The following is a 25,921-nucleotide window of genomic DNA, read 5'->3' as shown; positions in this document are numbered from 1 at the left end:
AATGACTAAGACTGCAATTGCTATTCACATTCTGCAACGCTTTAGCTGGCATCATAAGCAATATGCAATTTAGCTCAATGAGAATTTTTTAGCCATTCCAATAAAAAGCAGAACCAAAGTTCTGCTTTTTATTACGCCATGTTTAGATTTTACCGTGACATTGTTTGTATTTCAGACCTGAACCACATGGGCAAGGCGCATTACGACTCGCAGGTGCAGCAAATGCTTCTACTGGTTCGTATTGTGCATCTACTTCTGCAAAGTGGTTTTGATCATCGGCCAATAAACCATCAAAGTCGGCATGTGACAAGTTCAATTGCATCGCTTCAGCTTGAGCTTGCTTCTGTGCTTCCATTTCAGCGAGCTCTTCAGCCGTTGGTACATGCACACGAGACAAATCAGTTACAACGTCTGATTTGATAATCGCCAACATATTTACAAATAAGTTGTACGCTTCTTTTTTGTACTCTTGCTCAGGATTTTTCTGTGCATAACCACGCAAGTGAATACCTTGACGTAAATAGTCCATTGCCGCCAAGTGATCTTTCCAGTGACGATCCAGCGAGTTCAACATGAAGTGACGCTCAAGCATTGCTGCTGTTTCATCCCCCATTTGTTCACGGCGATTACGATAGCGTTGTACCACTTCATCAGTAATACGTTCAACCAAAGATTCTTCATCTAAGCGACGCTCATCTTCCAACCATTGATTGATTGGCAAATCAATCGCAAGGTCTTCACGTAATGCTTTTTCAAGCCCATCAATATCCCATTGATCATGAATTGACTCAGGTGGGATATAGTTAGAAATCACACCTTGCATCACATCACGTTGCATCTCTTCGATGTAATCTTGCAATGTACTTTCTGCCAAAACTTCATCACGTTGCGAGTAAATAATTTTACGCTGTTCGTTGTTGACGTCATCGTATTTCAATAAGTTCTTACGAATATCGAAGTTACGAGCCTCAACCTTACGCTGCGCATTTTCAATCGAACGTGACACCATTTTATGCTCAATGGCTTCGTCTTCTTGTAAGCCCATCGCACGCATCATACCCACAACACGATCACCCGCAAAGATACGCATCAAATCATCTTCAAGAGACAAATAGAAACGCGACACACCTGGGTCACCCTGACGACCTGCACGACCACGAAGCTGGTTATCAATACGACGTGATTCGTGACGCTCAGAACCAATGATGTGTAAGCCACCAGAACTCAATACCATTTCATGGCTTTGTTCCCATTCTGCTTTTAAGCGCGCTTCATCTTCAGGGGTTGGGTTTTCAATTTTTGCCAGTAAAGCTTTCCAGTTACCACCAAGCAGAATGTCTGTACCACGACCTGCCATGTTGGTTGCGATGGTCACTGCACGCGGTGCACCCGCTTGCGCAATAATATCCGCTTCACGTTCGTGTTGTTTCGCGTTCAACACTTCATGCTGAATGCCTGCTTCTTTCAATTTATCCGAGAGAATCTCAGAAGCTTCAATCGTTGCAGTACCAATCAAAATTGGGGCTACACCAGACTCATGCACGCGTTGAATTTCTTGAATAATCGCATTGTATTTACCATTACGATTTAAATAGATTAAATCGTTTTGGTCGAGACGAATCATTGGACGGTGTGTTGGAATGATGACAACATCTAGACCATAAATTTCTTTCATTTCCGCAGCTTCAGTATCGGCAGTACCAGTCATACCCGAAAGCTTTTTGTATAGACGGAAATAGTTCTGGAAAGTCGTTGTTGCAAGCGTTTGGTTTTCAGGCTGGATTTCTAAGCCTTCTTTTGCTTCAACTGCTTGGTGTAAACCCTCAGACCAGCGACGACCAGGCATGGTACGTCCTGTGTTTTCATCGACAATGATCACCTCACCATCATTGATGATGTAGTGCACATTGCGTTGATATAAGTAATGTGCACGAATGGCAGCAGTCACATGGTGAACCAAGTTCAGGTTGGTCGATGAATATAGACTTTCACCTTCAGCCAACAAGCCCATCTCAATCAGTTCATTTTCAACCGTTTCAAAACCAACCTCAGTCATTTCAACAGAGCGTTGCTTTTCATCAATCCAGAAGTGACCACCATCCGCAACTTTTTCTTCTTTCTGCGCATGCAGTTTAGGTGGGATGCTGTTGATTGCAGCATACAGCTGTGAAGAGTCATCACTTTGACCTGAAATGATCAACGGCGCATGTGCTTCATCAATTAAGATCGAATCGACTTCGTCAATGATGGCATAGATCAAACCACGCTGCTTTTTCTCAGCAAGCGAGAACACCATGTTGTCACGCAAGTAGTCGAAACCAAATTCATTGTTGGTACCGTAAGTAATATCAGCACGATAGGCTTCAGCTTTCTCTGTTGGATCTTGCATGGAATAGATAATCCCGATGCTTAAACCCAAGAATTCAAAGAGCGGACGGTTTAATTCAGCGTCACGCTGTGCCAAGTAGTCATTCACAGTAATGACGTGAACACCTTGAGCACTAATCGCGTTTAAATAACACGCCAAGGTACCCATCAGGGTTTTACCTTCACCTGTACGCATCTCCGCAATTTTACCTTCGTGTAAGGTAATACCGCCGATCAACTGTACGTCATAGTGACGCATGCCCATCACACGCTTAGCTGCTTCACGGCAGACAGCAAATGCTTCTGGGAGTAATTTATCGAGGCTTTCGCCCTTGTTATAGCGTTGTTTAAATTCTTCAGTTTTTGCAGATAAGTCTGCATCGCCAAGAGCGGATATCGTCGGCTCGAGCGCATTAATCTTGTCTACGATTTTACGCATGCGTTTGAGTTCGCGCTCATTTTTGGTACCGAAGATTCCTCCGATCAGACTTGCCAACATGAATAGACTCTCTAAATCTTGCTTGTCAAATGAATATGTTTTCTTAGTCGTTATTATGGTGCTAGAAATTTGAAGTACAAGGGCTTTACACAAAACCATTTAAAAAATCTATTCATTGTTTCTAGCCCGTCGAATCTAAGGCAAACTAATGTAACAAATTTTAAACAGCCGACATAGAGATTTCATCCGAACTCATCAGGATTCAACAGTCTTTTTTAAAGTAGCGACTTTAATTGTTTGCAGTTGTTCAATGTTTTGCTTTCATGCGCTGGATTTTGCCGCAGCGAACCTTTCACTCCGTTGTTGGACTGACATGGATTCATGCTCTGTAGAAAATCTAAAAGCTGCTCATCATTGACTCGCATTGCAGTGAGAATTGGAACGAGCTGTACGCAGGTAATATTATAGACATTACTCGCATTCGTAGTCTGACCTTGAGCCCACTCTCGTTCGAGAGCCTGAGACAGTGCCACTTTCCGCTGTGTAAGACTCTTTTGAGACGCTAAATATTGGTCTGTAATTTGTTGTGGCGTTTGACGAGCAGTACTCACTTGGGCTTGTTTCAATTGCCCACTGCGCATGAGTTGAAGCACCCACACACAGCAACAAAGTCAGGGCGATACCTATTTTTTCTCATTGTTCGAATGCTCAAATTTGTTATATTTTTGGAATCACTTTAAAAAACCAATATAAATCAATCATAAAAAGAATTATAGCCGATCGTATGTGCGATCAATCCTATATAGTTACACACTTTAGAGCAGAAATAATTTCGTTTAAATACCGTTAGTAAACATGCAAATAAACGGTCTCTAGAGCAAAAAATGAGATCATCTTTGATATGCCTAAATACAGAACCCCTATCCGCCTCATTATGAGTATTTTGTATAAACAAATAATAAAACACTATTTTTCATGCAAAAGAAATTGCGCCATAGTGATGTTCATTCCATAGACATAAAGATAATTTGAGGTTTACTATGAGTTTACGTTTAAGCGATATCGCACCCAATTTCCAACAGGCTTCGAGCGAAGGCGAAATTGATTTTTATCAATTTTTAGGCGATAGCTGGGGAGTACTTTTTTCACATCCTGCTGACTACACGCCAGTATGTACCACCGAGCTTGGCTTTACCGCAAAACTCAAAGATGAATTTGAAAAGCGTGGTGTAAAAGCCATTGCCCTCTCAGTCGATGATGTCGAGTCACATCACGGCTGGATCAAAGACATCAATGAAACCCAAAATACTACCGTGAACTTCCCGATCATTGCCGACCAAGACCGAAAAGTGTCTGAGCTATATGGTTTTATCCATCCCAATGCCAGTGAAACATTAACGGTTCGCTCTTTGGTCATTATCGACCCAAACAAAAAAGTCCGTTTGATTATCACCTATCCTGCATCAACAGGTCGTAATTTCCATGAAATCTTACGCGTGATTGACTCACTGCAACTGACCGATCATCACAAAGTTGCAACCCCAGCAAACTGGCAACAGGGCGATGATGTGGTGATTGTGCCATCACTCAAAGATGAAGCGGAGATCGCACAGCGCTTTCCGAAAGGCTATAAGGCAGTAACGCCATATTTACGCCTGACTCCACAGCCTGAGCAAGGATAAAATATTCTGCTCTTGCAGCAGACAAGCGAAGCCCGAAGTTTTGACCGAGCAAACCGATTGAAAACAAAAATGGGCACTGAACTGCAAGCAATCCAAAGAGGAAACTAACCCATAAAAATACGTTCTGAGTTACCTTGTATGATCGTTTCAAACTCTAATGACGAGCCGAGTTTGAACTTTTGAAAGCCTGTCAATCGACAGGCTTTTTTCCGCTTAAAGCAGGCACACATGACTCTTTAACAAAATCAAACTGTTAAAACTCAAATCTTCCGCTATAACAGTCCAAACAACACGATAAAAATGACTTTATGATTTATAACATTCACCATTTACATTGTGGCACTATGTGTCCAGTTTGTGCTCCGCTCTTCGGCCAAAAAGGTTTTCAAGCCAAGGTGGTGTGTCATTGTCTTTTGGTTGAAACAGATCAAGGGCTGGTGCTGATTGATACAGGCTTAGGCATACAAGACTATCTACACACCAAACAGCGTTTGGGGCAGTTAGTGGCTCGGATTGGAAAAATTGAACAAAACTTAGAATTAACTGCAATTGCACAAATCCAAAAACTTGGCTTTAGCTCGAAAGATGTTAAACATATTTTGGTTTCACATCTGGATTTTGACCATGCAGGTGGCATTTCTGACTTTCCCAACGCAACGGTGCATATCCTGTCTAACGAATATAATGCTGCACAAAACCTGAAATCATTAAAAAATAAAGCGCGTTATAAAACACAACAATTTCAGCAGCATCGCCATTGGCACTTTATTGAGCCGATCCACGGTGACGCATGGTTTAATTTGACTCAAGTGCAAGGGTTTGACTTATTTCATAATGAGATTCTTTTGATTCCGCTGTTTGGGCATACTGAAGGTCACTGTGGTATTGCCATTAAAACCCAACAGGGTTGGAAACTCTTCTGCGGGGATGCCTACTACTCTCACTTAGAACTCAACCCTCAAAACAAACTTCGCAGCTTAAATGCCTTGGAAGTATTTTTTGCCGAAGATAATTCACAGCGTTTAAGCAACCTGCATAAAATTCAACAATTGGCACAGTCTGAACCCAGTATCGAAATCTTTTGTGCGCATGACCCTGTTGAACTCTCATACCATCAGAGCCTGATCCTATGATTATGCTTTCTCTGTGTGTCAGTATTTCTGGCTGTATGACTACACCTGCGCTGCCAGAGACAGAGCGCCCACAACACTGGGGACAGTCGATCCAACCTGCGCATAACTTCTATCAAATCAGCGAAACTGTTTTTCGGAGTGAGCAACCCGATCAAGATTTAGTTCCAAGTTTAAAAGCACAGCAAATTGACGTGATTATTAATTTACGCTCGCGCAATCAAGACCTAAAAAAACTGTCCAACCAAGGGTTTGAACTGGTGCATATCCCAATTCATACATGGGCGATTGACCGAGAAGACCTGTTAAAGGTGATGCAGCAAATTCAACATGCAGAGCAAAATCAGCAAAAAGTTTTACTGCATTGCTACCATGGTTCAGACCGTACAGGCGCCAGCGTGGCGATGTACCGCATTATTTTTCAAAACTGGTCTACCGCTGATGCCTTGGCTGAGATGAAACATGGTGGTTATGGTTTTCATCCGATTTGGCAAAATATTGAGCCTTTATTTAGCCCTGAAAATATAAAATGGATTCAACAGCAACTGTTGAATCCATCTTAGTGAAGGCAATTGGGTTAAACCCAATCTTAACGTTTGTCGAGTGGCACCCAGTCAATCACCCAAGCTGACTTCATGCCGAGGCTTGCATCTGAGGTAATCTTCTTGCGAGCTGCATCGGCAGTATCACGGTCTTTGGATGGTCCCACCATAATCCGCACGCCTTTAGAGGTTGGACTTTTAGTGACCTTATAACCCTTGGCACGAAGCTTGGCAGCCAGAGCATCTGCATTGGCTTCATTGGCAGCCAATGCCACTTGTACCATCCACTGCTTATCGCCATGCTCAAGCAAATCACGCGCTTTTTCAGCTTCCGCCTTCTTCTTGGCTTCATCAGCTTTACGCTTTTCATCTGCCTTACGTTTGTCTTCCGCTTTTTTCTCAGCATCGGCTTTACGTTCGGCTTCTTTTTTCGCTTCAGCCTTACGCTCGTCTTCTGCTTTACGTTTAGCCTCAGCTTCACGTTTGGCTTTATCTTCAAGCGCTTGCTTTTCCGCTAAGGCTTTTTGCTCAGTCAGTTTTTTTGCAGCAGCTGCTTTTTCAGCCTCAGTATGGGCTTGTAGCTTTTGCTGTTCCAACTTCTTTAGTTCAGCCGCTTTGTCCGCAACAATTCGTTGTTGCTTGGCTTTTTCATCCTCAACCAATTCGGGTGGAATGTTGTCCGAGCTTTGCTGTGCGGCATTGCGATGTGCATTCAGCGCAGCATACTCTTCTGCGGCCTTACGTGCAGCATCGGCTTCGGCTTGTTGCTGCATCGCTAAAAATTCAGCCGCACGAGCTTCTTGTTCAGCAACTGATTTTTCACGTGCGACACGTTGCTGTTCCAGTAAGCGTTTTTCTGTTTCAACATCAACCGTTAACGACTGAGGTTGAGCTAACTCACCTTCAGCATTACGTTGCACAGATTGTGTCGCAAGCTCTGGTGTTTTAATATTATTTTGATGTATTTCTTCTTTGCCTTTAAGAAGTAATGCTGCCAAAAGGACACCACCACCTAATAAAACAACGCCACCCATCCAACGCTGTTTGCTATTCATTGACATTCTTCCAAATACTCCCATACCGCTTCCAAGGTATGAAATGAACCACATACCAAAATCAGCTGATTATTCTTTGTTTCATCGAGCGCTGATTTAAAAGCCAATTTCACACTGTCAAAGTGCTGCACCTGTTGTCCTAGCAATGCTTGATCCAATTGTTCAATTGGTGCTGCACGCGGAACAGTTAATGCCGCAATTTTCCACATTTGTATGGTGTCTTTCAATAACTCTGTGACAGATTTCACATCTTTATCTGTCAACATTGAGAAAACACTGACTACTTCAGTGTACTGTTTATTGTATTTTAGGAAATTTCGCAATTGATTTAATAAAAAAGCAACACCGTGCGGGTTATGCCCTGCATCAAAAATTACGGTTTTATTCTGTATTTGGCGAATTTCAAAACGACCTTGCAATTTTGCATTTTGAATTCCTTTAGAAATAGCCGCTTGAGTGACAGTTAAACCACTCAATAAAACAGCAGCAACGGCTGTTGAAATATTTTCAACGGCCAATGTGCCGAGGGGCAAATTTAAAGTGGCGCCACTGGATGCAAACATCCACGACTGACCATGTTCACTAGGTTGATAAAAATAGTCACGATTCACTGCATATAATGTGGCAGCACAAGCATCCACTTTATCAAGAATCGCTTGAGGAATGTGTTGTAAGCCGCCGAACACCACAGGAATATTGGGACGGATAATACCTGCCTTTTCAAAGGCAATCTTTTCAATGGTATCGCCCAGCCAGTCAGTATGGTCTAAACCAATATTGGTGATCACCGCAACATCGGGTTCAATCACGTTGACCACATCTAAACGACCGCCTAGACCCACTTCAAGCACCCAAACATCACAGGCTTGGTCTTTAAAAATGACAAAAGCCGCGAGTGTCGTCGCCTCAAAAAACGAGAGGCTTAAATCACAATCACGGCGTGCTTGATCCACTTGCACAAAAGCATCAACCAAACTTTGGTCATCAACCTCTACCCCACGCAATTTAACTCGTTCATTAAAACGATAAATGTGCGGTGACTGATACAGTCCCACTTTATAGCCTTGTGCATTTAAAATGGCAGCTAATGTGGTGGTGGTCGAACCTTTTCCATTGGTTCCCGCTACAGTTAAAACTTTGGCATCAGGTCGTGTCACTCCAAGCTTTTCAGCTACTGGAATGACGCGTTCCAACCCTAAATCAATACCCGTAACGTGAACATGGCCCCAATAATCGAGCCATGTTGCTAAAGAGTCTGTTGCAAGTGGTGCTGTGTTCAAGACAAATTCATCAATTTCGCGACAATACGATAAACTGTATCACGTAATGCGTGACGGTGAACAATTTGATCGATTACACCATGATCAAGCAAGTATTCAGCACGTTGGAACGGCTCTTCTAACTTTTCACGCACAGTTTGTTCAATGACACGTTTACCCGCAAAACCAATCATCGCTTTTGGCTCTGCAATATGCACATCACCAAGCATCGCTAAAGATGCCGTTACACCACCGTAAACAGGATGCGTCAACACCACTAAATAAGGCAGACCTGCATCTTTCATTTTTTGGATAGCCGCTGAAGTACGCGCCATTTGCATCAAAGACAACATACCTTCTTGCATACGCGCACCGCCTGAAGCAGCAAAGCAAATCAAAGGTTGTTTGTCCGCAATGGCTTTTTCAGCTGCTTGCACAAAACGGTCACCAACTACCGTACCCATTGAACCACCCATGAAGTCAAATTCAAAGGCACAGGCAACCAAAGGAATACCTTTAAGCAAACCCTGCATCACAACTAAGGCTTCAGTTTCACCCGTTTTGCTCTGTGCTTCAGTCATACGATCTGGATATGGCTTTGAGTCAACAAATTTCAACGGATCTTTGGCTTTAAATTCTTGTCCCAATTCTGTTTGTACTTGGTCAAAGAACCAATTCAAACGATCCCGGGCTTTCATACGCAAATGTTCATCACACTGAGGGCAAACATAAGCGTTAAATGACATTGCAGTACGTGTAACAAGTGCATGGCACTCAGGGCATTCTATCGTTGGTTCTGTAAACGTCGCCTTGAGTGAGGTTTGCTCATCAGGTACTTGAATACCGGGTACACCACGTTCAGTCCATGGCGTCGATGGGCTTAGGATTTTCCCTGATTTAACATCTTGACTCATACTAACTCATCGAGCGCTGCTCGAAGCTCCTTGACTTTATTAACCGTTTCAACCACGGCTTGTTCTGGTGCTAAGCTTGCAAATTGCTTAACAAAAGCACTACCAACAATCACAGCATCAGCCACTCCGCCCATTGCTTTGGCAGATGTCGCATCACTGATCCCAAAACCAACACCGACAGGAATATCTGTTTCTGCTTTAATTTTTGCAATTCGGTTTGCAGCTTCAGCAACATCTAAAGTTGCTGCACCTGTGACCCCTTTTAAAGACACGTAATAGATGAAACCACTCGCCTGTTTCACCACATGTTTAATGCGTTCGTCCGTTGAGGTTGGCGCTAGTAAAAAGATTTGATCCATATCAAATTGCTTCAATACAACATCAAGCTCTGCTGCTTCTTCTGGTGGTAAGTCCACCAGTAGAATGCCATCGACGCCACATGCGTGCGCAGTCGATACAAACTTTTCATAACCAATCACTTCAACTGGATTCAGATAACCCATCAATACCACTGGGGTCTCTTGATCCTTTTGACGGAACTCTTTGACCATATTCAAAGCATCTAAGGTATTGGTGCCACCTGCCAATGCGCGTTCTGCTGCAAGGGCAATCACAGGACCATCTGCCATAGGGTCTGAAAATGGAAGACCGAGTTCAATCACATCAACACCCGCCTCGACCATCTGATGTAACAGAGGAACTGTTACCTGTGGATGAGGGTCACCAGCCATAACATAAGAAACCAAAGCTTTACGCTGTTGAGATTTAAGCTGTCCAAAACGAGTGGCTAAACGTGACATAGGGTTGTGCTTTCCTTAACTTGTTTAAAATTAAAACTACTGAGGAGTTGGCTTTGTAAAAATACAAGACGCTGCATTGTAACGCTATTTTTTACTCATTGAATAGAGCACATTGCGTTCACGTTCCAATTCATTTTTCGTCAAATATTTTCAGAACAACCGTAAAGCACCATTTACTGATATTTCGGTTTTTTTCTCAATGATCAAAGATGCCTAATTTTAGGAAATACCAAAATGTCTAAGTTTTAGATAAACTTATTTTTATTTGCAAAAAAATGATAAAAATAGGCGGTTTAGCTTTTACATTTAAAGTTTTATGAAATAGCAAAACCTGCATTATACTACGCACATTCTTTCATTTCCCTATCTCCTATGACCACCGATAACTCAGGTTTAGTGCAAGCACGTGCGCTTGCGCTATTACCGCTTATTGTTTTTTTAGCCATTTTCTTAGGCAGTGGTATTTACCATTCTGTGATTGGAACCGAGTTTGCGTTCTATCAAATGAAAGCGCCTGTTGCGGCCATTCCTGCTATTATTTTGGCAGTATTGATTTATCGCGGTGAGCTGAATCAAGGCATCGAAACCTTTCTGCGCGGTGCAAGTCACCCGAACCTCATCTTAATGTTCATGGTGTTCATGCTGGCAGGCGCATTTGCCAGTACCACCAGCGCCATTGGTAGTGTAGATGCTACAGTGCAAATGGGCTTGTCTGCGATTCCGCCGGCCTTTGTGCTGCCCATGCTATTTATTATTTCAGCGTTCATTGCAACAGCAATGGGCACCTCGATGGGCACGATTGCAGCCTGTGCACCGATTGCCTTTGGTTTCTCTCAAGCCACTGATATTGCTGCGGTCTATGCCATAGGCGCAGTCGTCGGCGGTGCAATGTTTGGTGATAACCTGTCAATAATTTCGGATACCACCATTGCCGCTACCACCAGTCAAAAAGTTCAGCTTCGAGACAAGTTTCGCGTCAATGTCTGGATTGCAGTACCTGCAGCTTTAGTCACGATCGCGATTTATGTCTTTAGCATCCATCAAACCGAAAGTATTCAATCCAAAGACTTTAACCCTTGGCTGGTATTGCCCTATGTGATGGTGTTTTTCCTCGCCTTCAGTCGTTTACACGTGCTTGCTGTACTCATGGTTGGTGTGGTGCTCTCTGGAGTGATGGGATTGATTGCACAGCCAGAATTTACAGTCATTCAACTCAACACAGCCATCTATGATGGTTTTGTCGGTATGTTTGAAGTGGCGTTACTGTCGATGTTCTTAGGCGGTCTTTCGACCATTATGCAAAAAGAAGGTGGACTCGACTGGCTTATTCAACGCATTTACAGCCTAACCCGTTTATTTAAAGTCGGTCGCGAGCGTGCAGGTGAAATTGGATTGAGCTTTTTAGTGGTTTTCTCCAACATTTTTGTGGCCAATAACACTGTAGCGATTATTTTATCGGGCGATATGGCACGTGAAGTTGCTAAAGAATATGGCGTAGACCCAAAACGTGCAGCCGCTTTACTCGACATCTTTTCATGTGTGGTACAAGGACTGATTCCCTATGGCGCACAACTTCTATTGGCCTGCTCGATTGCAAAGCTTTCTCCTGTTGAACTCATCGGCAGCATTTACTACTGTTGGATACTGGCGATTTTTGCCATTCTTGCGATTGCGTTCCGTTTTCCACGACTGAAATCGGTCTGATCCTTTCATACATTTCAGCGCCTCGCCAAAGGCGCTTTTTTATTCCTGCTGTTATTTCAGTTGTCGTTTCAACTGTAATAAGGTCTGTCCACTATGCTGTTTATAAGCACGCGCTAAAGCAGACTGCCCCGAGTAGCCGAGTTGAAAGGCAATATCAGTCAAACTTAAATCTTGTTGAAGCAACTGCTCACACTGCTTCATACGCTCACATTCAAGCACTTGCTTAAATGAACTGCCTAAGTCTCGTAGCTGGCGCTGTAAGGTCCGCGTAGACAAATGTAGCTCACTTGCAATGTGCTCGATTTTAGGGGCTTCCGCATGTGCTTTAAGATAATCCGCCACGGCGCTATGAATCTGTTGTAATACGCTTTCATAACGAGGCTTGAGGGCAATGGCAACCTCTGCTTGTTTCAGTAAAAGCTGTGTTAAGGAAGGATCAGCAAAGCCCGATTTTAAGCTCAAACTGTCTGCACTCATCACATAGGCATAGCAGGCTTGATTAAAGCTCACTTCACAGCCATAAAACTTTTGATAATGATAGAGTGCCATCTGCGCGGAATGGGCCATTTGAATTTTTAAGAACTGTAATTGATCGGGGAAAATTTGCTTAGCCAAATGCACCATCGAGGCCATGGTCATTTCATTCAGCATTGCATATTTTTCATGGTGGAACGGCCATGTCAGCCATATTTCATTGCCCTGCTGTTGCATGTGCATCGGCGTTACTTCCGCCCCATCAATCACCAAGCGACTAAAGCGCATAACATACTGTAAGGCTTCAGCCACGCTATTACTTCGAGTCGCCATATAGCCTAGCACACCAAAGTGTTCAGGCCGAATCAGCTTAGCCATTTCCATGGTTAACTGTGGACAGTCCAACTCCGTTTGCGTGAGCTGTAAAATCGTATGAAAAAAAGAAAAAGGTGACTGAGTATCAATCGGCAGTCTGAGCACATGCTCTAAGTTCACTTTATATGGATTTAAAATATCGAGATGATGAAAATCAATGCCCTGCTGTATCAGGTACATATTCCAGAGCTGAAAATAACCATTAGGGATTTGTAATTCTTGCATGACGGCCTACCCGCTATTTGACATGCGACATTTTCATATTGGCGTAAAATGTATAAAAAATGGCAATATCTGTCAAAACAAACTGCATTTTCTCCGACATACTGCAATCATCCAAGGCAAATGAAGTAAAACAAAATGAATGCCATTGTTAGTGCCCCTATTGAACCGATTGTGCGAACCCAACTTAATTTTAAGCTCGATGAAGTGCCACGTTTTTGGTTTGGCGACGACCCATTTCGGACCCGCATGTTTGATGCACTCAGCCTCACATTTCCCGATGGTGAACGCTATTTTATTCAAAGCGTGCGTTTATTTCGCGATCAGATTACAGACCCTGAATTAGCGCAGCGCGTAACAGATTTTATTAAACAAGAGGCGCAACATGGCATTGCCCATGACAAAATGAATCAGGTCATGCGAGAACAGGGCATGCCCGTTGACCAATTTATTCAACGTTTAAATAAAATCTTTAAATTTGAACTGAGTAAACGCTCGCCTCAATACAACATTGCGATGACTGCCGCTGCGGAACATTTAACTGCACTCATGGCGGAAACGTTTTATAGCCACAAAACAACCTTAGCAGAAGCCCATCCCTATGTACGTGCTTTATTTGCATGGCATGCCATTGAAGAAATGGAACATCGTGATGTGGCGTTTGATGTCATGAAACAAGTCGGACATGTTCCAGAAGCGACCCGTTTGTTTGCACTGGCCTTTACCACGGTGATGATGTTTGGTTTCACCACCTACCGCGCAGATGTCATGCTCAAACATGATGGTTTTAGCCGCCTGCAACGTTTGCAAATGATGCGTAAAGGGCTGCCATGGTTCTTTGGACAAAAAGGAATACTGTCTCGGATGCGTGGGCAATATTTCGATTGGTTTAAGAAAGACTTTCACCCAAATCAACATCCTGTGATTGCACAGTATGATGTTTGGATCGACACCCTAGCAGAAACGAATGATCCAATTTTAGCGGGCGAAGCGTTTTGGCAAGCTGGGAAATAACGTGAAAAACCATAACCAATAAAAAAACTGGCACTGAGCCAGTTTTTTATTTTCGCTGTCACCACTTTGCATAATGCTGTTCAAGTAAGCCATATTCATTGAGAAAGATAAGCTCTTGCTCACCCTGCTGGATCGTACCACTAATCTTGGCTTGCCACTGACTAAACTGGCTGCCGACCAGACGTAAATTGAGGTTTTCAAACCGACGCCAACCCGTAGTCACGGTTAAATGCAAACGCTCATCTAACGAACGAATCGTCCAGCGACCTTCTTCTTCCATCTGAAACAAAACATCACTCACTGTGTATAATTTTCCATTTATCCACAGACAGTTTTCGTTGCCAAAACTTTCATTTACACCAGAAGCTAAATTGAGCCCAATGCGTCTGCCCTCAGCATCCCAAAAATTGCATGATAACCAAAACCAAGCTGTTTCAGGTCTAAGAAAACCACAGGTATCGTCTAAAGAAGCCAATGTCCGATCATTGAATTGGATTATCTGACCTGCTTTATTGGTAAAAAATCCTTCACAAGCCAAAGTTGTGAGTTTTTGTGTGTAGGTCCAACCATTGATTCCTGTTGGGCTACACATACTAAGCGGTTCTGTACTGGCACAGAAAATACGTGCACTCAGTTTAATTTCACCATATTTAGTCACTTGCACATAACGCACCCCATTGGCATGCTGAATTTCAATTTGGAAAGGTGAATTTGCAAACACGCTTTGATTATATAAAGGCTGTTCATCCAATACGGTTTTACGTGCTAAAAAGTTCACCGCATTCCATTCAAGCACTTCATTTTTAAGATGATCATAAATATAAACAAAACCATGTCCTGCCCAAGCAATATCGGCAATTGCAAGACCAATGGTATAGTGTTCATGTTGAATGCTGCAAAACTTAAATTTTTTATATTTCAGTTTCTTACGCCATCCCGTAAGCACTTCACCATACGGAGTTTTATACTGATATTTATCTAAATCAATGGTTTTTGGAAGTTCACTAAACCGACCATAATGGGGTTGTCCATTGGACTGTATCAAATCCATTGATGCTCTATCCTTAAGCAAAAGTTAATTAATATCCGTATGCTTATTATGCCTATAATTTTGGCACTGAACAGCATTTAGTTTATTTTTTCATCAGCTTCTTATGAAAAGAAATCAGATTAACATTTTGATGTCTTTATGTTTTCATCCTAGCACTGAATACGCACTCAGCTTAACTCAACATCAAATACGTATTTTCCCATACATTCTGTGCAAACTCAGCTTCAACCAACAGCACATAACGTCCATGTATGCAATCAATCGCAATACAGTCATCGACGTCTAAAACACGATCTGTATGTTGCTTTTTCCACTTTTGATCAAAATGTAGTTTGCCAAGTTGTTTGGCTTCTACTGCATTGGGGGCAACAACGAGTACATAACGATGCAACTCCCCAAATTCACCTGTGTCATAGCCACCTAAATTTATGAGCCACAATTTTTCATCTGTGACTTGAGGCTGAGCATCACTAAACTGTATTTGGTATTTTTTCCCCGCACTTTCAACACCATTTAGCCGTGCCCAAGCATCTATATGTAAGCCTTTTTGTTCACCAAACCATGCATGTTTAAGTTGCGGGTAACTGTCTTCTAAACTGTCAGCGACAGCAAACACAACATCATGGACTTCGGTATTGGCACGTGCATGACGACCACCTAGCATAACCATAAATAGGTTGGGCATTCTATTTCCTTTCTTTTGAGATACTTTTTTATAGCTAACAGGCGCTTCACGGAAGCATCATTCGCAATTGTTCGAGGTAAACTACCCTTCAAGAGAAATGTTTTTGCAACTCCATTAATCACATGAAAGTATAGGACGAGTTTTGCGAATGACAATGCCTTTGGTTACTTTGAGCTTATCCAAAGTAACATTATGAACTCCTTACATTTGAGGTGTAAGCAGTAAGACTCCGTCAAAATTTAAATAACGTTATCACCAATACAATGAGATAGATTTGACCAAAGTTTTCATTGGCAGGAAATATCTTACTTTTGTTTCGGCAAAAGTAACAAAACCATCTTATTGAGCAGACATTACATCCCTGTAATGCTGCTCAACGGGCAACATCCATGTCGCCTTCCCTTATTCATGTTTTGGATAAACTTCTATTTCAAAAAAATCGTGCTGAGCTTTCACCCAACACGATTCTTTAAATCTAATATTTAAAGCTTCCCCTCAATAGGAAGGCTTTAAAGAAGTCATTACATCTCAACCATTTCCACGCCATCAATACGTGCCACAGTCATCAAATCTTTATCCCCACGACCAGAAACCGTCGCAATGATAATTTGATCCTTAGACATGGTTGGCGCAAGTTTAGTGACATAAGCCATCGCATGAGAACTTTCCAAAGCAGGAATAATTCCTTCAATATGAGTTAAATCACGGAAACCTTGTAAAGCTTCATTGTCATTGATTGGCACATATTCAACACGATGCATATCTTTCAGGAAACTATGTTCAGGACCCACACCTGGATAATCCAAACCTGCTGAAATTGAATGCGTTTCAATGATCTGACCTTGTTCATCTGACATCAAATAAGTACGGTTACCATGTAAAACACCAACATGACCTGCATTTAACGGTGCAGAGTGTTTACCTGTTTCAATGCCATAACCCGCAGCTTCAACGCCGTACATTTTCACATCAGCATCGTTTAAGAATGGGTAGAACAAGCCCATTGCATTTGAACCGCCACCTACACATGCCACTAAAGCATCAGGTAAACGCCCTGCTTGCTCTTGAATTTGTTTACGCGCTTCACGGCCAATAATTGACTGGAAGTCACGAACTAACTGTGGATATGGGTGTGGGCCTGCAACCGTACCAATCACATAATAGGTTGAATCGACATTGGTCACCCAGTCACGCATCGCTTCGTTCATGGCATCTTTCAATGTTTTTGAGCCACTTTCGACAGGCACAACAGTTGCACCAAGTAAACGCATACGGTAGACATTCATGGCTTGACGTTTTACGTCCTCTGCACCCATGAATACCACACACTCCAGACCTAAACGCGCCGCGATGGTTGCCGTTGCGACACCATGCTGACCTGCACCCGTTTCAGCAATAATGCGTTTTTTACCTGACAGTTTTGCCAGTAAAGCCTGACCAATGGTGTTGTTCACTTTATGTGAACCCGTATGGTTGAGGTCTTCACGTTTTAAATAAATTTGCGCACCACCCAACTCTTTCGACCATCGCTCAGCATAATATAAAGGACTAGGACGACCTACATAGTAGGCGAGGTCACGGTCGAATTCTGCCAGAAACTGCTCATCATCCTTCATACGGAAATAGAGCTTTTCTAAGTCTTCTAATGCTGCCATTAGAGTTTCTGACACAAAACGTCCGCCATGGATACCGAAATGCCCACGTTCATCTGGGTATTGGGTATAGTCAATCACATTACTTTGCTGATCCACGATGGACTCCTTGCATGAAGTTTTCTATAAGTTGTTGGTCTTTTATACCTTTAGCGGATTCGACGCCTCCGCTGACATCTACAGCATAAGCCCCAGTCGTCTTTATAGCGTCTTCAACATTAGTGGGGGTTAAACCACCCGCTAAAATTAAAGGAATATCAAGCGTAGGGAATTGTGACCAGTCAAAACTGTGTCCTGTTCCCCCTTTGAGTTCAGGATGCCAGGCATCTAAGAGCACTGCACTTGCCCCTGCTTGTTGGAAACGTTGAACTTCTGCCACCACATCCAATTCAGGTTTGACTTGAATAGCTTTATACCAGCGCCTTCCTACTTGTGTCCCAATCACCTGACAGTCTTCTGGTGTTTCATCACCATGAAACTGGATGATATCCAGTGCCACTTGTTTTAACACATCCGCAATGTCATCCGCAGTGGCATTCACAAAAAGTCCAACAGTTTGCACATAGGCAGGCACATGTTGAATCAATTCTTTGGCTTGAACTACACTGACATGGCGTGGACTAGGTGGAAAAAATACAAAACCAATTGCATCTGCCCCTGCTTTGACCACAGCTTGAACATCTTGGCTACGGGTAATCCCACAAATTTTGGCACGGGTTCGCATAGGTTATAACTCTGGCTCAACCCTATTTATAGCTGATCTATAAATAACAGGGCGAATCATTGTAATGCAATTTTTTCGCCTTGCGTAAAGTTCATCCTGAAAAATCTTTACATAGATTGTTTAATTCGCATACAAACCTTATACTTCGCCCAAATGCAATAAGTCTGAGCACTATGCTTTAGGGAAGTTGGTGAGAGTCCAACACTGCCCCCGCAACGGTAAAACGAAACGTATATCTTTATAAGTGTTTGCACTTACATCACTGCACTCGTGTGGGAAGATGGATATACCAATATTGTTCGCAATATTTATATTTAAGTCCGGAGACCTGCTTATTGCGCCATTTAACTCAATCATTCACGGGGGGTGAATGTATGGAGCCAGCATGCCAAATTTATTTCAGCCTACAGCTTTAGTGGGCGCAATCGCTCTTGCGATGGGTTTCTCCGCAACAGCATCTGCACAAGACAGTATTAATGCATCTTTAGACACACTCGTTGTAACTGCAACACGTTCTGAAGAAAAGATTAAAGACGTTCCTGCCCGTATTGCTGTGATTTCAAAAAGTGACATCGAAAAAAATCCAGCTCTTAACTTAAATGATCTAGTCAAACAAGATGCCGCATTAAATGTTGTTCAAACTGGTGGTCTTGGGCAAACAACTTCCATTTTCACCCGTGGTACAAATTCCAATCATACTTTAGTACTTAAAGATGGTGCTGCTTTAATTGAAGGGATTAATGGTAAAAATAATACCGAACTTTTAGATTTATCTGATGTCGGTCAAATTGAAATTCTTAAAGGCCCTGCTTCAGTTCAATATGGTTCTGATGCAATTGGTGGGGTAATCCAATTACTGACAGACACCCCAGAAAAAAATAGTGCATTCATTACTGGCTTATATGGTGAGAACAACACATATAAAGCACTGGTAGGATTAGATCTAGCTCAAGATGGTTTTTTTGCTCAAATTCGAGGTCAACGCTTAGAAAGTGATGGCACAGAAATCTTAAATACACAGAATAATGACCAAGCGAGCTATGACCAAAAAGGTTATAGCGCTAAGATTGGATACAAACAAGATAATTTTAAAACAAACGTATCTATTAGTGAAAATGAAGGAATCAATCACTATTTAGACTATTCTACAGGTACAAATACTGCTAAACGTGATTTTAAAAATCAATTGATCAACTGGAATGGTCTATACCAATTCACAGATGCATTAACTTTAAATGCCCGCTATTCAAATTATCAAGATGAAGCAACTTATATTGAAACGTATTCGTATGCCTATGATAGTGAGCGCAATGAAGGTGACATTAATTTAAATTGGAAGTTCACTCCAAAACAAAACATTTTGTTCGGTGTATCAACACAAGATACTGATGTGACTTATGATTACCTATCTGGGAAGAAAAACCTTGGGTCTACAGGGTATTACTTACAACATCAATATAATAATGCGGGCATACACACTCAAGCAGGTATCCGTTTAGAAGATGATGATCAATTTGGTCAACACACTGTAGGGCAAATAGCTGGACGTTTACAAATTGCACCGTTGACAAGTGTTTATGCCAATATTGGTTCTGCATTTAAAGCGCCAACAGCCTATCAGCTATATGCTGGTTTTTATGGGAATCAAGATCTCAAACCAGAAGAAAGTATTTCTTATGAAATCGGTTTAGATCAACAATTTAACTATGGTTTAAGTGCAAATGCGTCTGTGTATTACACTAAAGTCAAAAACCTAATTGGATCAAATGCCTCATGGCAATATGTCAATATTGATGATGCCAATATGACTGGTGGTGAGCTCGGTTTAAATTGGAAAAAAGATCAACTTTTTACATCTGCTGAATATGCTTACGTAAAAACAGAAGATGAATCTACTGGGTTTGAACTCGTGCGTCGTCCACGTCAAACCTTTACCTTTACAGCAGGATATGATGACGGAACTTATGGTGTAAATACTGCTCTTGTCGCTCGTTCTCATGCAAAAGCTCAAGCAAGCCAAAACTCCGTTAAAATTCCTGGTTATGCAACGATTGATCTCAATGCATTTTGGAATGTAAATCCAAATATCAAATTGTTCACCAATATCCAAAACATTGGTGATGTCAAATACAAAGCAGTCTACTCAAGCACTGATACGTGGTACATCAATGGCGGTCGTTTTGCCTCAGCAGGAGTCACTTTCCGTTATTAATTTAGCGTAAAGACTCAAAAAAACAATTTAAAACAGCGCAGTTTATGGATAATGTTTTGACCGACATTATCCTTTTTTTCATTCTTTAGGCAGGACAAATTATGGGCCACCGTTTAAGTAAAATTTATACCCGTACTGGCGACTCAGGCACCACAGGTCTGGGCGATGGATCACGTGTGACTAAAGATGATCTAAGAATTACCGCACTGGGCGATGTCGATGAGCTTAATTCAACAATTGGTGTACTTCGTGCTCAAATTAGTGCAAGCCAAATCACGGAAAAAGCAACATGGGATAAAAGCTTGAGCCTCATTCAACATTGGCTCTTCGATTTAGGCGGTGAAGTCTGTATTCCAAACTATCATTTGCTCCAACCAGTTTGTATTGAGTTTCTTGAACAAGAAATTGACCGTATGAATGAAGACTTACCCATGCTGAAAGAATTTATTCTCCCTTCAGGTTCTTTAGCATGTAGCTACGCACACCAAGCGCGAGCGGTATGTCGCCGAGCTGAACGTAGCTTAATGTCGGTACACACCCGTGATCAAAATATTCAAAGCACCGCGCTACAGTTGCTCAACCGCTTATCAGACTGGCTTTTTGTTGCATCCCGTGCCTTACAACGAGCTGAAGGCGGCTCAGAAGTGCTTTGGCAAAAAAATATTAATGAAACCATTTAAACGTTTCTAAGTTTTAGAACGAAATAGATTTTTTCAAAGTCTTCCCGTGATCAATTCACTGGAAGGCTTTTTGAAGTTACTTTTCTTTCGAGAAACTAACCCAAACCATTTACCCATCGTAAAACTCTTCGGACTTCATTGCTTATTGCCAATATCGCAGAGGCATTACACTCAAACTCAATCCGACCTCTAACTATTACACACGGCATTGACGTATATCTGATATTTCCACCTTAGAATCTATCCCCCAATCCGATGTTTTAGCGCTACAATCAATCAAAAGACGTATAAATCAGGTTCAATATGAGAATCATCGGACATCGTGGTGCACGTGGCGAAGCCCCAGAAAATACACTCGGCGGTTTTCAATATATTCATGATTTGGGCATCCGTGCGGTCGAATTTGATGTTCGTCAGCTCAAAGACCATGAGCTGATCATTATGCATGATGACAACATGCTCCGGACCACTGGTATCGACCAAGCACTCTACCCATTAAACAGCACAGAACTCGATACCTATAATCAAGCACATATTTGGTTAGACTGGGAAAAGCAAGGCACTCCAACTCTGCGACAAGCACTCCAGATTATGCAGGACTTCGAACATCTTGAGGTTGAAGTCAAAGCTGTAGCAACACAAGCAGAAGCGGAGCGACTGACACAACATCTCACACAGCAACTGAGAGACTTTGAGCAGAGTGCAGTCATCACCAGTTTTGATCTTAAAATCCTACAAGCACTCCAAGATCTACATTCCCCACTGAAATGGGGCTTATTAATTGAAGAAAATATTCAACATCTTGCAATTGAACAAGCGCTCAAATATGGCTGTTGCCAAATCGGCTGGATGAACCAACTGGCAACCGATGACCTGTTAAAAGCCACACAACAAGCGAATTTGGCGATTAGCGTTTGGACAGTAAATGACATCGAGCGCGCTAAACATTTACGTGACTGTGGCATTGATGGATTAATTACCGATTTTCCTAAAATGATGCTACAACATTTGGCAGATGTTCATTGAGCAAGCCAAAAATTGACTTGAATTTTACATGAGCAGTGGGACTGAAAATGTTCACTTTTCATATTGATCGCTCTACTACTATAGTGCCTAAAAATGCTTCGATAATTTCGATATCTAAACATTCTTATTCTGTTACTGTTTAGTACAATACATCTGTACAATAATGCTAGTGAATCACGGTTCGCTCATGCTAATATGCTGTAGCTTAATCCATGCAAAAAGTAATGGATTGACCTTCCATTTATACCTCCCAAGGTTTCAGGAGTGCTGTTGGAGATGAATGCTCCCCTACCCAAAGCCCCATTTAACTGGGTTGCAATTTTTGCATTGGTTTTTCTTCCCATTGTGGCTGTCATTGCAATTCCGTTATATGCCTACCATCATGATTTCAGCTTAGCCGCTTGGATCAGTATGTTTGTATTACTGGGTGTTAGTAGTTTAGGTATTACCGCTGGCTATCACCGTCTATGGGCACACCGTGCTTATGAAGCAAGCTTGCCTTTAAAAATCATTTTGATGATTATGGGTACATTTGCAGTACAAAACAGTATTTTATATTGGGGTTCAGGTCACCGTACCCACCACCGCCATGTCGATGATATCGAGAAAGATCCGTACTCGATTAACAATGGTTTTTGGTATGCACACATGGGTTGGATGCTTCGTGACTATCCATCAGCAGAACCTGACTTTAAAAATGCACCCGATTTACTCAATGATAAATTGGTGATGTTCCAACACAAATACTATGTGCCTTTAGTGATCATCGTCCACACGGGTATTTTATTACCAATTGGTTGGGCCGTAGGTGACTTATGGGGCGTGTTATTATTGGGCGGATTAATGCGTTTAATCCTCAGCCACCACGTTACGTTCTTCATTAACTCTTTATGTCATATGTGGGGCAAACGTCCATATACAGATGAAAATACCGCACGTGACAACTTCTGGTTAGCGATTGCGACTTGGGGTGAGGGTTATCATAACTACCACCACATTTTCCAATATGACTACCGTAATGGTGTGAAATGGTGGCAATATGACCCAACCAAATGGTTGATTTGGTCATGCTCAAAACTGGGTTTAGCTAAAAACTTACGTCGTATTCCGAGCTTTAATATCAAAAAAGCTGAACTTGCGATGAAGTTTAAGTATGCTGAGCAAGACTTAGAAGTTCATGGTCTGAATGTCAGTGATGACATCAGCTCAGCAAAAGCTCGTATTGCACAAGAGTATGATGCGTTCACCCAGACCTTAAATGACTGGGCAAAATTGAAAGAACAAGAAATTCAAGCCAAGAAAACGGCTGTAGCTGAAAAAATTCATCAAATGGATGAAAAGCTTAAAATTGAATTTCAATTGGTTGAACAGCGTTTAGGTCATCATCGTCAAACCTTAACCACGCTGATGCGTAGCATTAAAAAAGCGCCTGTTTCACAATAATTGATTTCTAATAATTGTTTCAAAAGAAAGCTCCGCAAGGGGCTTTTTTTAGCAGTTCATAAAGGATAACAACATGGATATTAAGAACATCCCTTTCGGTATCACCAACTGGGCCGAGATACCCACCACGCGCCATACAGGTGATCAAGGTTATGCTCTGTGGCGTACGCAGCAATTTGACGCGATTCGCGTGCGTATGGTGGAGTATTCGGAGAACTATTTGGCCGACCATTGGTGTTCTAAAGGACATATCCTGTTGTGCTTAGAAGGCGAACTCCACACTGAACTAGATGATGGTCGTAGCTTTATCCTTACGGCTGGCATGAGTTACCAAGTTGCAGATCAAGCTGAAGCCCATCGCTCATCCACCTCAAAGGGTGCCAAGTTGTTTATAGTCGACTAAAACAGTTGGATATATGTCTTAACACTAAAACTTTGCTATATTGATGGGGTCATGGCTTATCCCTTGTGATCTTTCACTATGCAATTCAACTCACGCTATTCCCTCCTTCCTTCAAAGCTTTATCACCATCAACAGCCCCTTCCACTAAAAGGGGCAAAAGCAGGTCATTTCAATGCAGCCTTAGCAGAACAGTTGCAATGGTCTGAAGCTGACAAACAGTCTTGGGTAGAGATTTGTAGCGGACAGAAAACCTTTAGTGAATTTGAACCTTTGGCAATGGTCTATGCTGGACATCAATTTGGTCAGTGGGCGGGACAACTCGGTGATGGTCGGGGTTTATTGATCGCACAAATTCTCGATCAACATGGTCAAACCATTGACCTGCATTTAAAGGGTGCAGGTTCTACCCCTTACTCACGTATGGGAGATGGTCGTGCGGTACTTCGCTCCGTTATTCGTGAGTACTTGGCTGGGCATGCACTGAATAGTTTAGGTGTGGCTTCAAGCAACGCGGTGGGCTTTACCTCATCAGCTCAAGGCGTGCAGCGGGAGAAATTGGAACTCGGTGCAATGATGTTACGTACATCAGACTGTCATATTCGCTTGGGACATTTTGAGTGGATCAATCAGTATCAACCTGATTTAATTGGCGAATTTACGCAAAAATGCATCGCATGGCATTACCCCGAATGTTTAGATGCGGAACAACCTGTTTTGGCATTTGCAACCCAAGTGATTCAACGGACTGCGGTCATGATTGCCAAATGGCAATTGGTTGGTTTTGCACATGGCGTCATGAACACCGATAATTTGAATATTACGGGTTCAACCCTCGATTTTGGCCCTTATGGCTTTATGGAACGCTTCCGTCCGAATTGGATTAACAATCACTCCGACTATCAAGGTCGCTATACCTATCAACAACAGCCGAGCATTGGACACTGGAACTTATGGACATGGTTGAATAACCTCATTCCGCTTTGTCCACAAGACTATGACAAAGAACAATGGAAGCAAGACCTTGCCACTTGCCTAGAGCACTATGAACCCACGTTCTTGGAGCACTATAAACTGGGTTTAAGTCAGAAAATGGGCTTGCCTCATTTCCATGCTGACAGTTTTGACTGTGCCATGACTTTCTTACGGATTCTACAAACCGAACAGCTCGACTACACGCAAAGCTTTATTCGTTTGCAGGATCAACAATATGAAGCGATTAAAGATGACTGCCTTGACCGCCGTCAGTTTGAAAGTTTCCTTGCGCAATATGAACAAATTCGTGCCAATCAAGACACAGCAGCACTCGATGCAGCCATGCAACAAGCCAACCCTGTTTATATCCTACGCAATCACATGGCGCAAAAAGCGATTGAACTGGCCGAACGAAATGATTTTTCAGAAGTCGAACGCTTATTTGACCTCCTCAGCCACCCGTTTGAGCGGAATGTAGCACTGGAGAAAGTGGAGGATTTAGCTCCATTAGCAAATGATATTCCTGAAGTGATGGTAAGTTGTTCCTCTTAAGCGTTTGGCTTAAACTGTGGATAAATTAAACAATATCCACAGGGCTTCGCCCATTGAGTGATGATCACCATGTCCTTACATCTTATTGCTGCAAAAGCTGCACTTGTCCTACCAGAGGTGGCGTGTACTCAGCCCTTTGGTGAGGGCTGTGATGTCTATAAAGTCATGGATAAAATGTTTTTGCTCAATTCATCTTTAAAGGGTGTGGCTTTAAGTAACTTAAAAGTCACGCCTGACCACGGCGCGATGCTACGTGATATTTATCCATATATTCATACAGGTTGGCATATGAATAAAAAACATTGGATTTCAATTTATGAGGATGAAGACTTAGATTCAGATTTAGTTATTGATCTAGTACAGAGTTCTTATGAGCTCGTGGTATCCAAACTGAATAAACGACAAAAACAGCGAATCGCTGCGCTTCAAGCCATCACCTAAATATGTATTGAATGAACAGAATTTAATTACTCCTTTTACATTTTCTAAAGCTCAACCCTATCACTGCATCAAGCAGATACATAGATTTGAACGCATATTGTCT

At 42.2% G+C, this 25,921-nt stretch carries 23 protein-coding genes and 1 riboswitch; of the genes, 12 read left to right on the top strand and 11 right to left on the bottom strand.

Translation table 11 applies throughout. From position 1 onward, the window contains the following. Positions 1-142: 142 nt before the first annotated feature. Positions 143-2,866, bottom strand: coding sequence for a preprotein translocase subunit SecA (gene secA / locus ACZ8ZH_RS02875; protein WP_470247841.1), 2,724 nt, complete (start codon positions 2,864-2,866; stop codon positions 143-145). Positions 2,867-3,081: 215 nt separating this feature from the next. Then, positions 3,082-3,447: a hypothetical protein gene (locus ACZ8ZH_RS02870; protein ID WP_228199455.1), complete on the bottom strand. Its 366-nt coding sequence runs from the start codon at positions 3,445-3,447 to the stop codon at positions 3,082-3,084. A 399-nt stretch (positions 3,448-3,846) separates the two neighbouring features. Here ACZ8ZH_RS02870 and ACZ8ZH_RS02865 point away from each other — a divergent pair, with 399 nt between their 5' ends. The 3 genes from ACZ8ZH_RS02865 (at position 3,847) to ACZ8ZH_RS02855 (ending at position 6,181) form a co-directional block, all read left to right on the top strand. Then, positions 3,847-4,488, top strand: a complete 642-nt coding sequence (locus tag ACZ8ZH_RS02865) for a peroxiredoxin (protein WP_119064640.1) — start codon at positions 3,847-3,849, stop codon at positions 4,486-4,488. A 308-nt stretch (positions 4,489-4,796) separates the two neighbouring features. Next, positions 4,797-5,621 carry an MBL fold metallo-hydrolase gene (locus ACZ8ZH_RS02860; RefSeq protein ID WP_119064642.1) on the top strand — a complete coding sequence of 275 codons (825 nt, stop codon included), beginning with the start codon at positions 4,797-4,799 and terminating at the stop codon, positions 5,619-5,621. Further along, entirely contained in the window at positions 5,618-6,181 is a 564-nt protein-coding gene (locus ACZ8ZH_RS02855) for a dual specificity protein phosphatase family protein (protein WP_119064644.1), read from the top strand. Before ACZ8ZH_RS02860 ends, ACZ8ZH_RS02855 begins: the two co-directional genes overlap by 4 nt. A 26-nt stretch (positions 6,182-6,207) precedes the next feature. On the opposite strand, the gene ACZ8ZH_RS02850 is transcribed toward ACZ8ZH_RS02855, so the two are convergent. From ACZ8ZH_RS02850 to trpA, 4 genes are read right to left on the bottom strand one after another with little or no spacing between them, the layout of a single operon-like run. Beyond that, entirely contained in the window at positions 6,208-7,221 is a 1,014-nt protein-coding gene (locus ACZ8ZH_RS02850; RefSeq protein ID WP_395579939.1) for an SPOR domain-containing protein, read from the bottom strand. Further along, on the bottom strand, positions 7,212-8,495 hold the full coding sequence (folC, locus tag ACZ8ZH_RS02845; protein WP_086210399.1) for a bifunctional tetrahydrofolate synthase/dihydrofolate synthase: 1,284 nt from the start codon (positions 8,493-8,495) through the stop codon (positions 7,212-7,214). Before folC ends, ACZ8ZH_RS02850 begins: the two co-directional genes overlap by 10 nt. Continuing rightward, positions 8,492-9,388: an acetyl-CoA carboxylase, carboxyltransferase subunit beta gene (gene accD / locus ACZ8ZH_RS02840; protein ID WP_086210400.1), complete on the bottom strand. Its 897-nt coding sequence runs from the start codon at positions 9,386-9,388 to the stop codon at positions 8,492-8,494. Before accD ends, folC begins: the two co-directional genes overlap by 4 nt. Next, positions 9,385-10,188, bottom strand: a complete 804-nt coding sequence (trpA, locus tag ACZ8ZH_RS02835) for a tryptophan synthase subunit alpha (protein ID WP_004983629.1) — start codon at positions 10,186-10,188, stop codon at positions 9,385-9,387. Before trpA ends, accD begins: the two co-directional genes overlap by 4 nt. Before the next feature lie 372 nt (positions 10,189-10,560). On the opposite strand from trpA, the gene ACZ8ZH_RS02830 reads away from it, so the two are divergent. Beyond that, positions 10,561-11,892: a Na+/H+ antiporter NhaC family protein gene (locus tag ACZ8ZH_RS02830; protein ID WP_119064648.1), complete on the top strand. Its 1,332-nt coding sequence runs from the start codon at positions 10,561-10,563 to the stop codon at positions 11,890-11,892. Between the two features lie 51 nt (positions 11,893-11,943). Here ACZ8ZH_RS02830 and ACZ8ZH_RS02825 read toward each other — a convergent pair whose 3' ends face one another. Then, on the bottom strand, positions 11,944-12,966 hold the full coding sequence (locus tag ACZ8ZH_RS02825; RefSeq protein WP_119064650.1) for an AraC family transcriptional regulator: 1,023 nt from the start codon (positions 12,964-12,966) through the stop codon (positions 11,944-11,946). A 135-nt stretch (positions 12,967-13,101) separates the two neighbouring features. Here ACZ8ZH_RS02825 and ACZ8ZH_RS02820 point away from each other — a divergent pair, with 135 nt between their 5' ends. Further along, positions 13,102-13,977 carry a metal-dependent hydrolase gene (locus ACZ8ZH_RS02820; protein ID WP_119064652.1) on the top strand — a complete coding sequence of 292 codons (876 nt, stop codon included), beginning with the start codon at positions 13,102-13,104 and terminating at the stop codon, positions 13,975-13,977. A 58-nt stretch (positions 13,978-14,035) separates the two neighbouring features. Here ACZ8ZH_RS02820 and ACZ8ZH_RS02815 read toward each other — a convergent pair whose 3' ends face one another. From ACZ8ZH_RS02815 to ACZ8ZH_RS02800, 4 genes are all read right to left on the bottom strand, one after another. Continuing rightward, a complete protein-coding gene (locus ACZ8ZH_RS02815; protein ID WP_086210405.1) occupies positions 14,036-15,028 on the bottom strand; it encodes a DUF2804 domain-containing protein in 993 nt (330 codons plus the stop codon). Positions 15,029-15,200: 172 nt separating this feature from the next. After that, on the bottom strand, positions 15,201-15,713 hold the full coding sequence (locus ACZ8ZH_RS02810; protein WP_086210406.1) for a DUF1543 domain-containing protein: 513 nt from the start codon (positions 15,711-15,713) through the stop codon (positions 15,201-15,203). Between the two features lie 521 nt (positions 15,714-16,234). After that, positions 16,235-17,464, bottom strand: coding sequence for a tryptophan synthase subunit beta (trpB, locus tag ACZ8ZH_RS02805; protein ID WP_086210407.1), 1,230 nt, complete (start codon positions 17,462-17,464; stop codon positions 16,235-16,237). After that, positions 17,448-18,089, bottom strand: coding sequence for a phosphoribosylanthranilate isomerase (locus tag ACZ8ZH_RS02800; RefSeq protein ID WP_086210408.1), 642 nt, complete (start codon positions 18,087-18,089; stop codon positions 17,448-17,450). The genes trpB and ACZ8ZH_RS02800 overlap by 17 nt, the downstream gene beginning before the upstream one ends. 143 nt (positions 18,090-18,232) lie before the next feature. Further along, positions 18,233-18,439, top strand: a riboswitch (cobalamin riboswitch). Positions 18,440-18,474: 35 nt separating this feature from the next. Between ACZ8ZH_RS02800 and ACZ8ZH_RS02795 the strand changes: the two genes are divergently transcribed. From ACZ8ZH_RS02795 to ACZ8ZH_RS02765, 7 genes are all read left to right on the top strand, one after another. Further along, positions 18,475-20,301 (top strand): TonB-dependent receptor plug domain-containing protein, encoded by a 1,827-nt coding sequence (locus ACZ8ZH_RS02795; RefSeq protein ID WP_086210409.1) that lies wholly within the window; start codon positions 18,475-18,477, stop codon positions 20,299-20,301. A 101-nt stretch (positions 20,302-20,402) separates the two neighbouring features. Further along, positions 20,403-20,981: a cob(I)yrinic acid a,c-diamide adenosyltransferase gene (locus tag ACZ8ZH_RS02790; protein WP_086210410.1), complete on the top strand. Its 579-nt coding sequence runs from the start codon at positions 20,403-20,405 to the stop codon at positions 20,979-20,981. Positions 20,982-21,284: 303 nt separating this feature from the next. Continuing rightward, positions 21,285-22,007, top strand: a complete 723-nt coding sequence (locus ACZ8ZH_RS02785) for a glycerophosphodiester phosphodiesterase (protein WP_119064654.1) — start codon at positions 21,285-21,287, stop codon at positions 22,005-22,007. Between the two features lie 276 nt (positions 22,008-22,283). After that, the gene (locus ACZ8ZH_RS02780; RefSeq protein ID WP_086210412.1) at positions 22,284-23,450 is read left to right on the top strand and encodes an acyl-CoA desaturase; all 1,167 of its coding nucleotides are present in this window, start codon (positions 22,284-22,286) and stop codon (positions 23,448-23,450) included. Positions 23,451-23,523: 73 nt separating this feature from the next. Beyond that, positions 23,524-23,853, top strand: a complete 330-nt coding sequence (locus ACZ8ZH_RS02775) for a DHCW motif cupin fold protein (protein WP_119064656.1) — start codon at positions 23,524-23,526, stop codon at positions 23,851-23,853. A 78-nt stretch (positions 23,854-23,931) separates the two neighbouring features. Then, a complete protein-coding gene (locus ACZ8ZH_RS02770; RefSeq protein ID WP_119064658.1) occupies positions 23,932-25,377 on the top strand; it encodes a protein adenylyltransferase SelO in 1,446 nt (481 codons plus the stop codon). Positions 25,378-25,446: 69 nt separating this feature from the next. Further along, the gene (locus tag ACZ8ZH_RS02765) at positions 25,447-25,818 is read left to right on the top strand and encodes an MmcQ/YjbR family DNA-binding protein (protein ID WP_119064660.1); all 372 of its coding nucleotides are present in this window, start codon (positions 25,447-25,449) and stop codon (positions 25,816-25,818) included. The last annotated feature ends 103 nt before the right edge of the window (positions 25,819-25,921 follow it).

It is taken from the genome of Acinetobacter sp. SW-226, assembly GCF_055632855.1.
Note: the sequence above shows the minus strand (reverse complement) of the source record. Positions and strands in the feature narration are given on the sequence as shown.

Excerpts from the sequence above, each read along its gene's own strand:
- secA (WP_470247841.1), bottom strand. The coding sequence starts at position 2,866 with ATGTTGGCAAGTCTGATCGGAGGAATCTTCGGTACCAAAAATGAGCGC.
- ACZ8ZH_RS02870 (WP_228199455.1), bottom strand. The coding sequence starts at position 3,447 with ATGCGCAGTGGGCAATTGAAACAAGCCCAAGTGAGTACTGCTCGTCAA.
- ACZ8ZH_RS02865 (WP_119064640.1), top strand. The coding sequence starts at position 3,847 with ATGAGTTTACGTTTAAGCGATATCGCACCCAATTTCCAACAGGCTTCG.
- ACZ8ZH_RS02860 (WP_119064642.1), top strand. The coding sequence starts at position 4,797 with ATGATTTATAACATTCACCATTTACATTGTGGCACTATGTGTCCAGTT.
- ACZ8ZH_RS02855 (WP_119064644.1), top strand. The coding sequence starts at position 5,618 with ATGATTATGCTTTCTCTGTGTGTCAGTATTTCTGGCTGTATGACTACA.
- ACZ8ZH_RS02850 (WP_395579939.1), bottom strand. The coding sequence starts at position 7,221 with ATGTCAATGAATAGCAAACAGCGTTGGATGGGTGGCGTTGTTTTATTA.
- accD (WP_086210400.1), bottom strand. The coding sequence starts at position 9,388 with ATGAGTCAAGATGTTAAATCAGGGAAAATCCTAAGCCCATCGACGCCA.
- trpA (WP_004983629.1), bottom strand. The coding sequence starts at position 10,188 with ATGTCACGTTTAGCCACTCGTTTTGGACAGCTTAAATCTCAACAGCGT.
- ACZ8ZH_RS02830 (WP_119064648.1), top strand. The coding sequence starts at position 10,561 with ATGACCACCGATAACTCAGGTTTAGTGCAAGCACGTGCGCTTGCGCTA.
- ACZ8ZH_RS02825 (WP_119064650.1), bottom strand. The coding sequence starts at position 12,966 with ATGCAAGAATTACAAATCCCTAATGGTTATTTTCAGCTCTGGAATATG.
- ACZ8ZH_RS02820 (WP_119064652.1), top strand. The coding sequence starts at position 13,102 with ATGAATGCCATTGTTAGTGCCCCTATTGAACCGATTGTGCGAACCCAA.
- ACZ8ZH_RS02815 (WP_086210405.1), bottom strand. The coding sequence starts at position 15,028 with ATGGATTTGATACAGTCCAATGGACAACCCCATTATGGTCGGTTTAGT.
- ACZ8ZH_RS02810 (WP_086210406.1), bottom strand. The coding sequence starts at position 15,713 with ATGCCCAACCTATTTATGGTTATGCTAGGTGGTCGTCATGCACGTGCC.
- ACZ8ZH_RS02800 (WP_086210408.1), bottom strand. The coding sequence starts at position 18,089 with ATGCGAACCCGTGCCAAAATTTGTGGGATTACCCGTAGCCAAGATGTT.
- ACZ8ZH_RS02795 (WP_086210409.1), top strand. The coding sequence starts at position 18,475 with ATGCCAAATTTATTTCAGCCTACAGCTTTAGTGGGCGCAATCGCTCTT.
- ACZ8ZH_RS02790 (WP_086210410.1), top strand. The coding sequence starts at position 20,403 with ATGGGCCACCGTTTAAGTAAAATTTATACCCGTACTGGCGACTCAGGC.
- ACZ8ZH_RS02785 (WP_119064654.1), top strand. The coding sequence starts at position 21,285 with ATGAGAATCATCGGACATCGTGGTGCACGTGGCGAAGCCCCAGAAAAT.
- ACZ8ZH_RS02780 (WP_086210412.1), top strand. The coding sequence starts at position 22,284 with ATGAATGCTCCCCTACCCAAAGCCCCATTTAACTGGGTTGCAATTTTT.
- ACZ8ZH_RS02775 (WP_119064656.1), top strand. The coding sequence starts at position 23,524 with ATGGATATTAAGAACATCCCTTTCGGTATCACCAACTGGGCCGAGATA.
- ACZ8ZH_RS02770 (WP_119064658.1), top strand. The coding sequence starts at position 23,932 with ATGCAATTCAACTCACGCTATTCCCTCCTTCCTTCAAAGCTTTATCAC.
- ACZ8ZH_RS02765 (WP_119064660.1), top strand. The coding sequence starts at position 25,447 with ATGTCCTTACATCTTATTGCTGCAAAAGCTGCACTTGTCCTACCAGAG.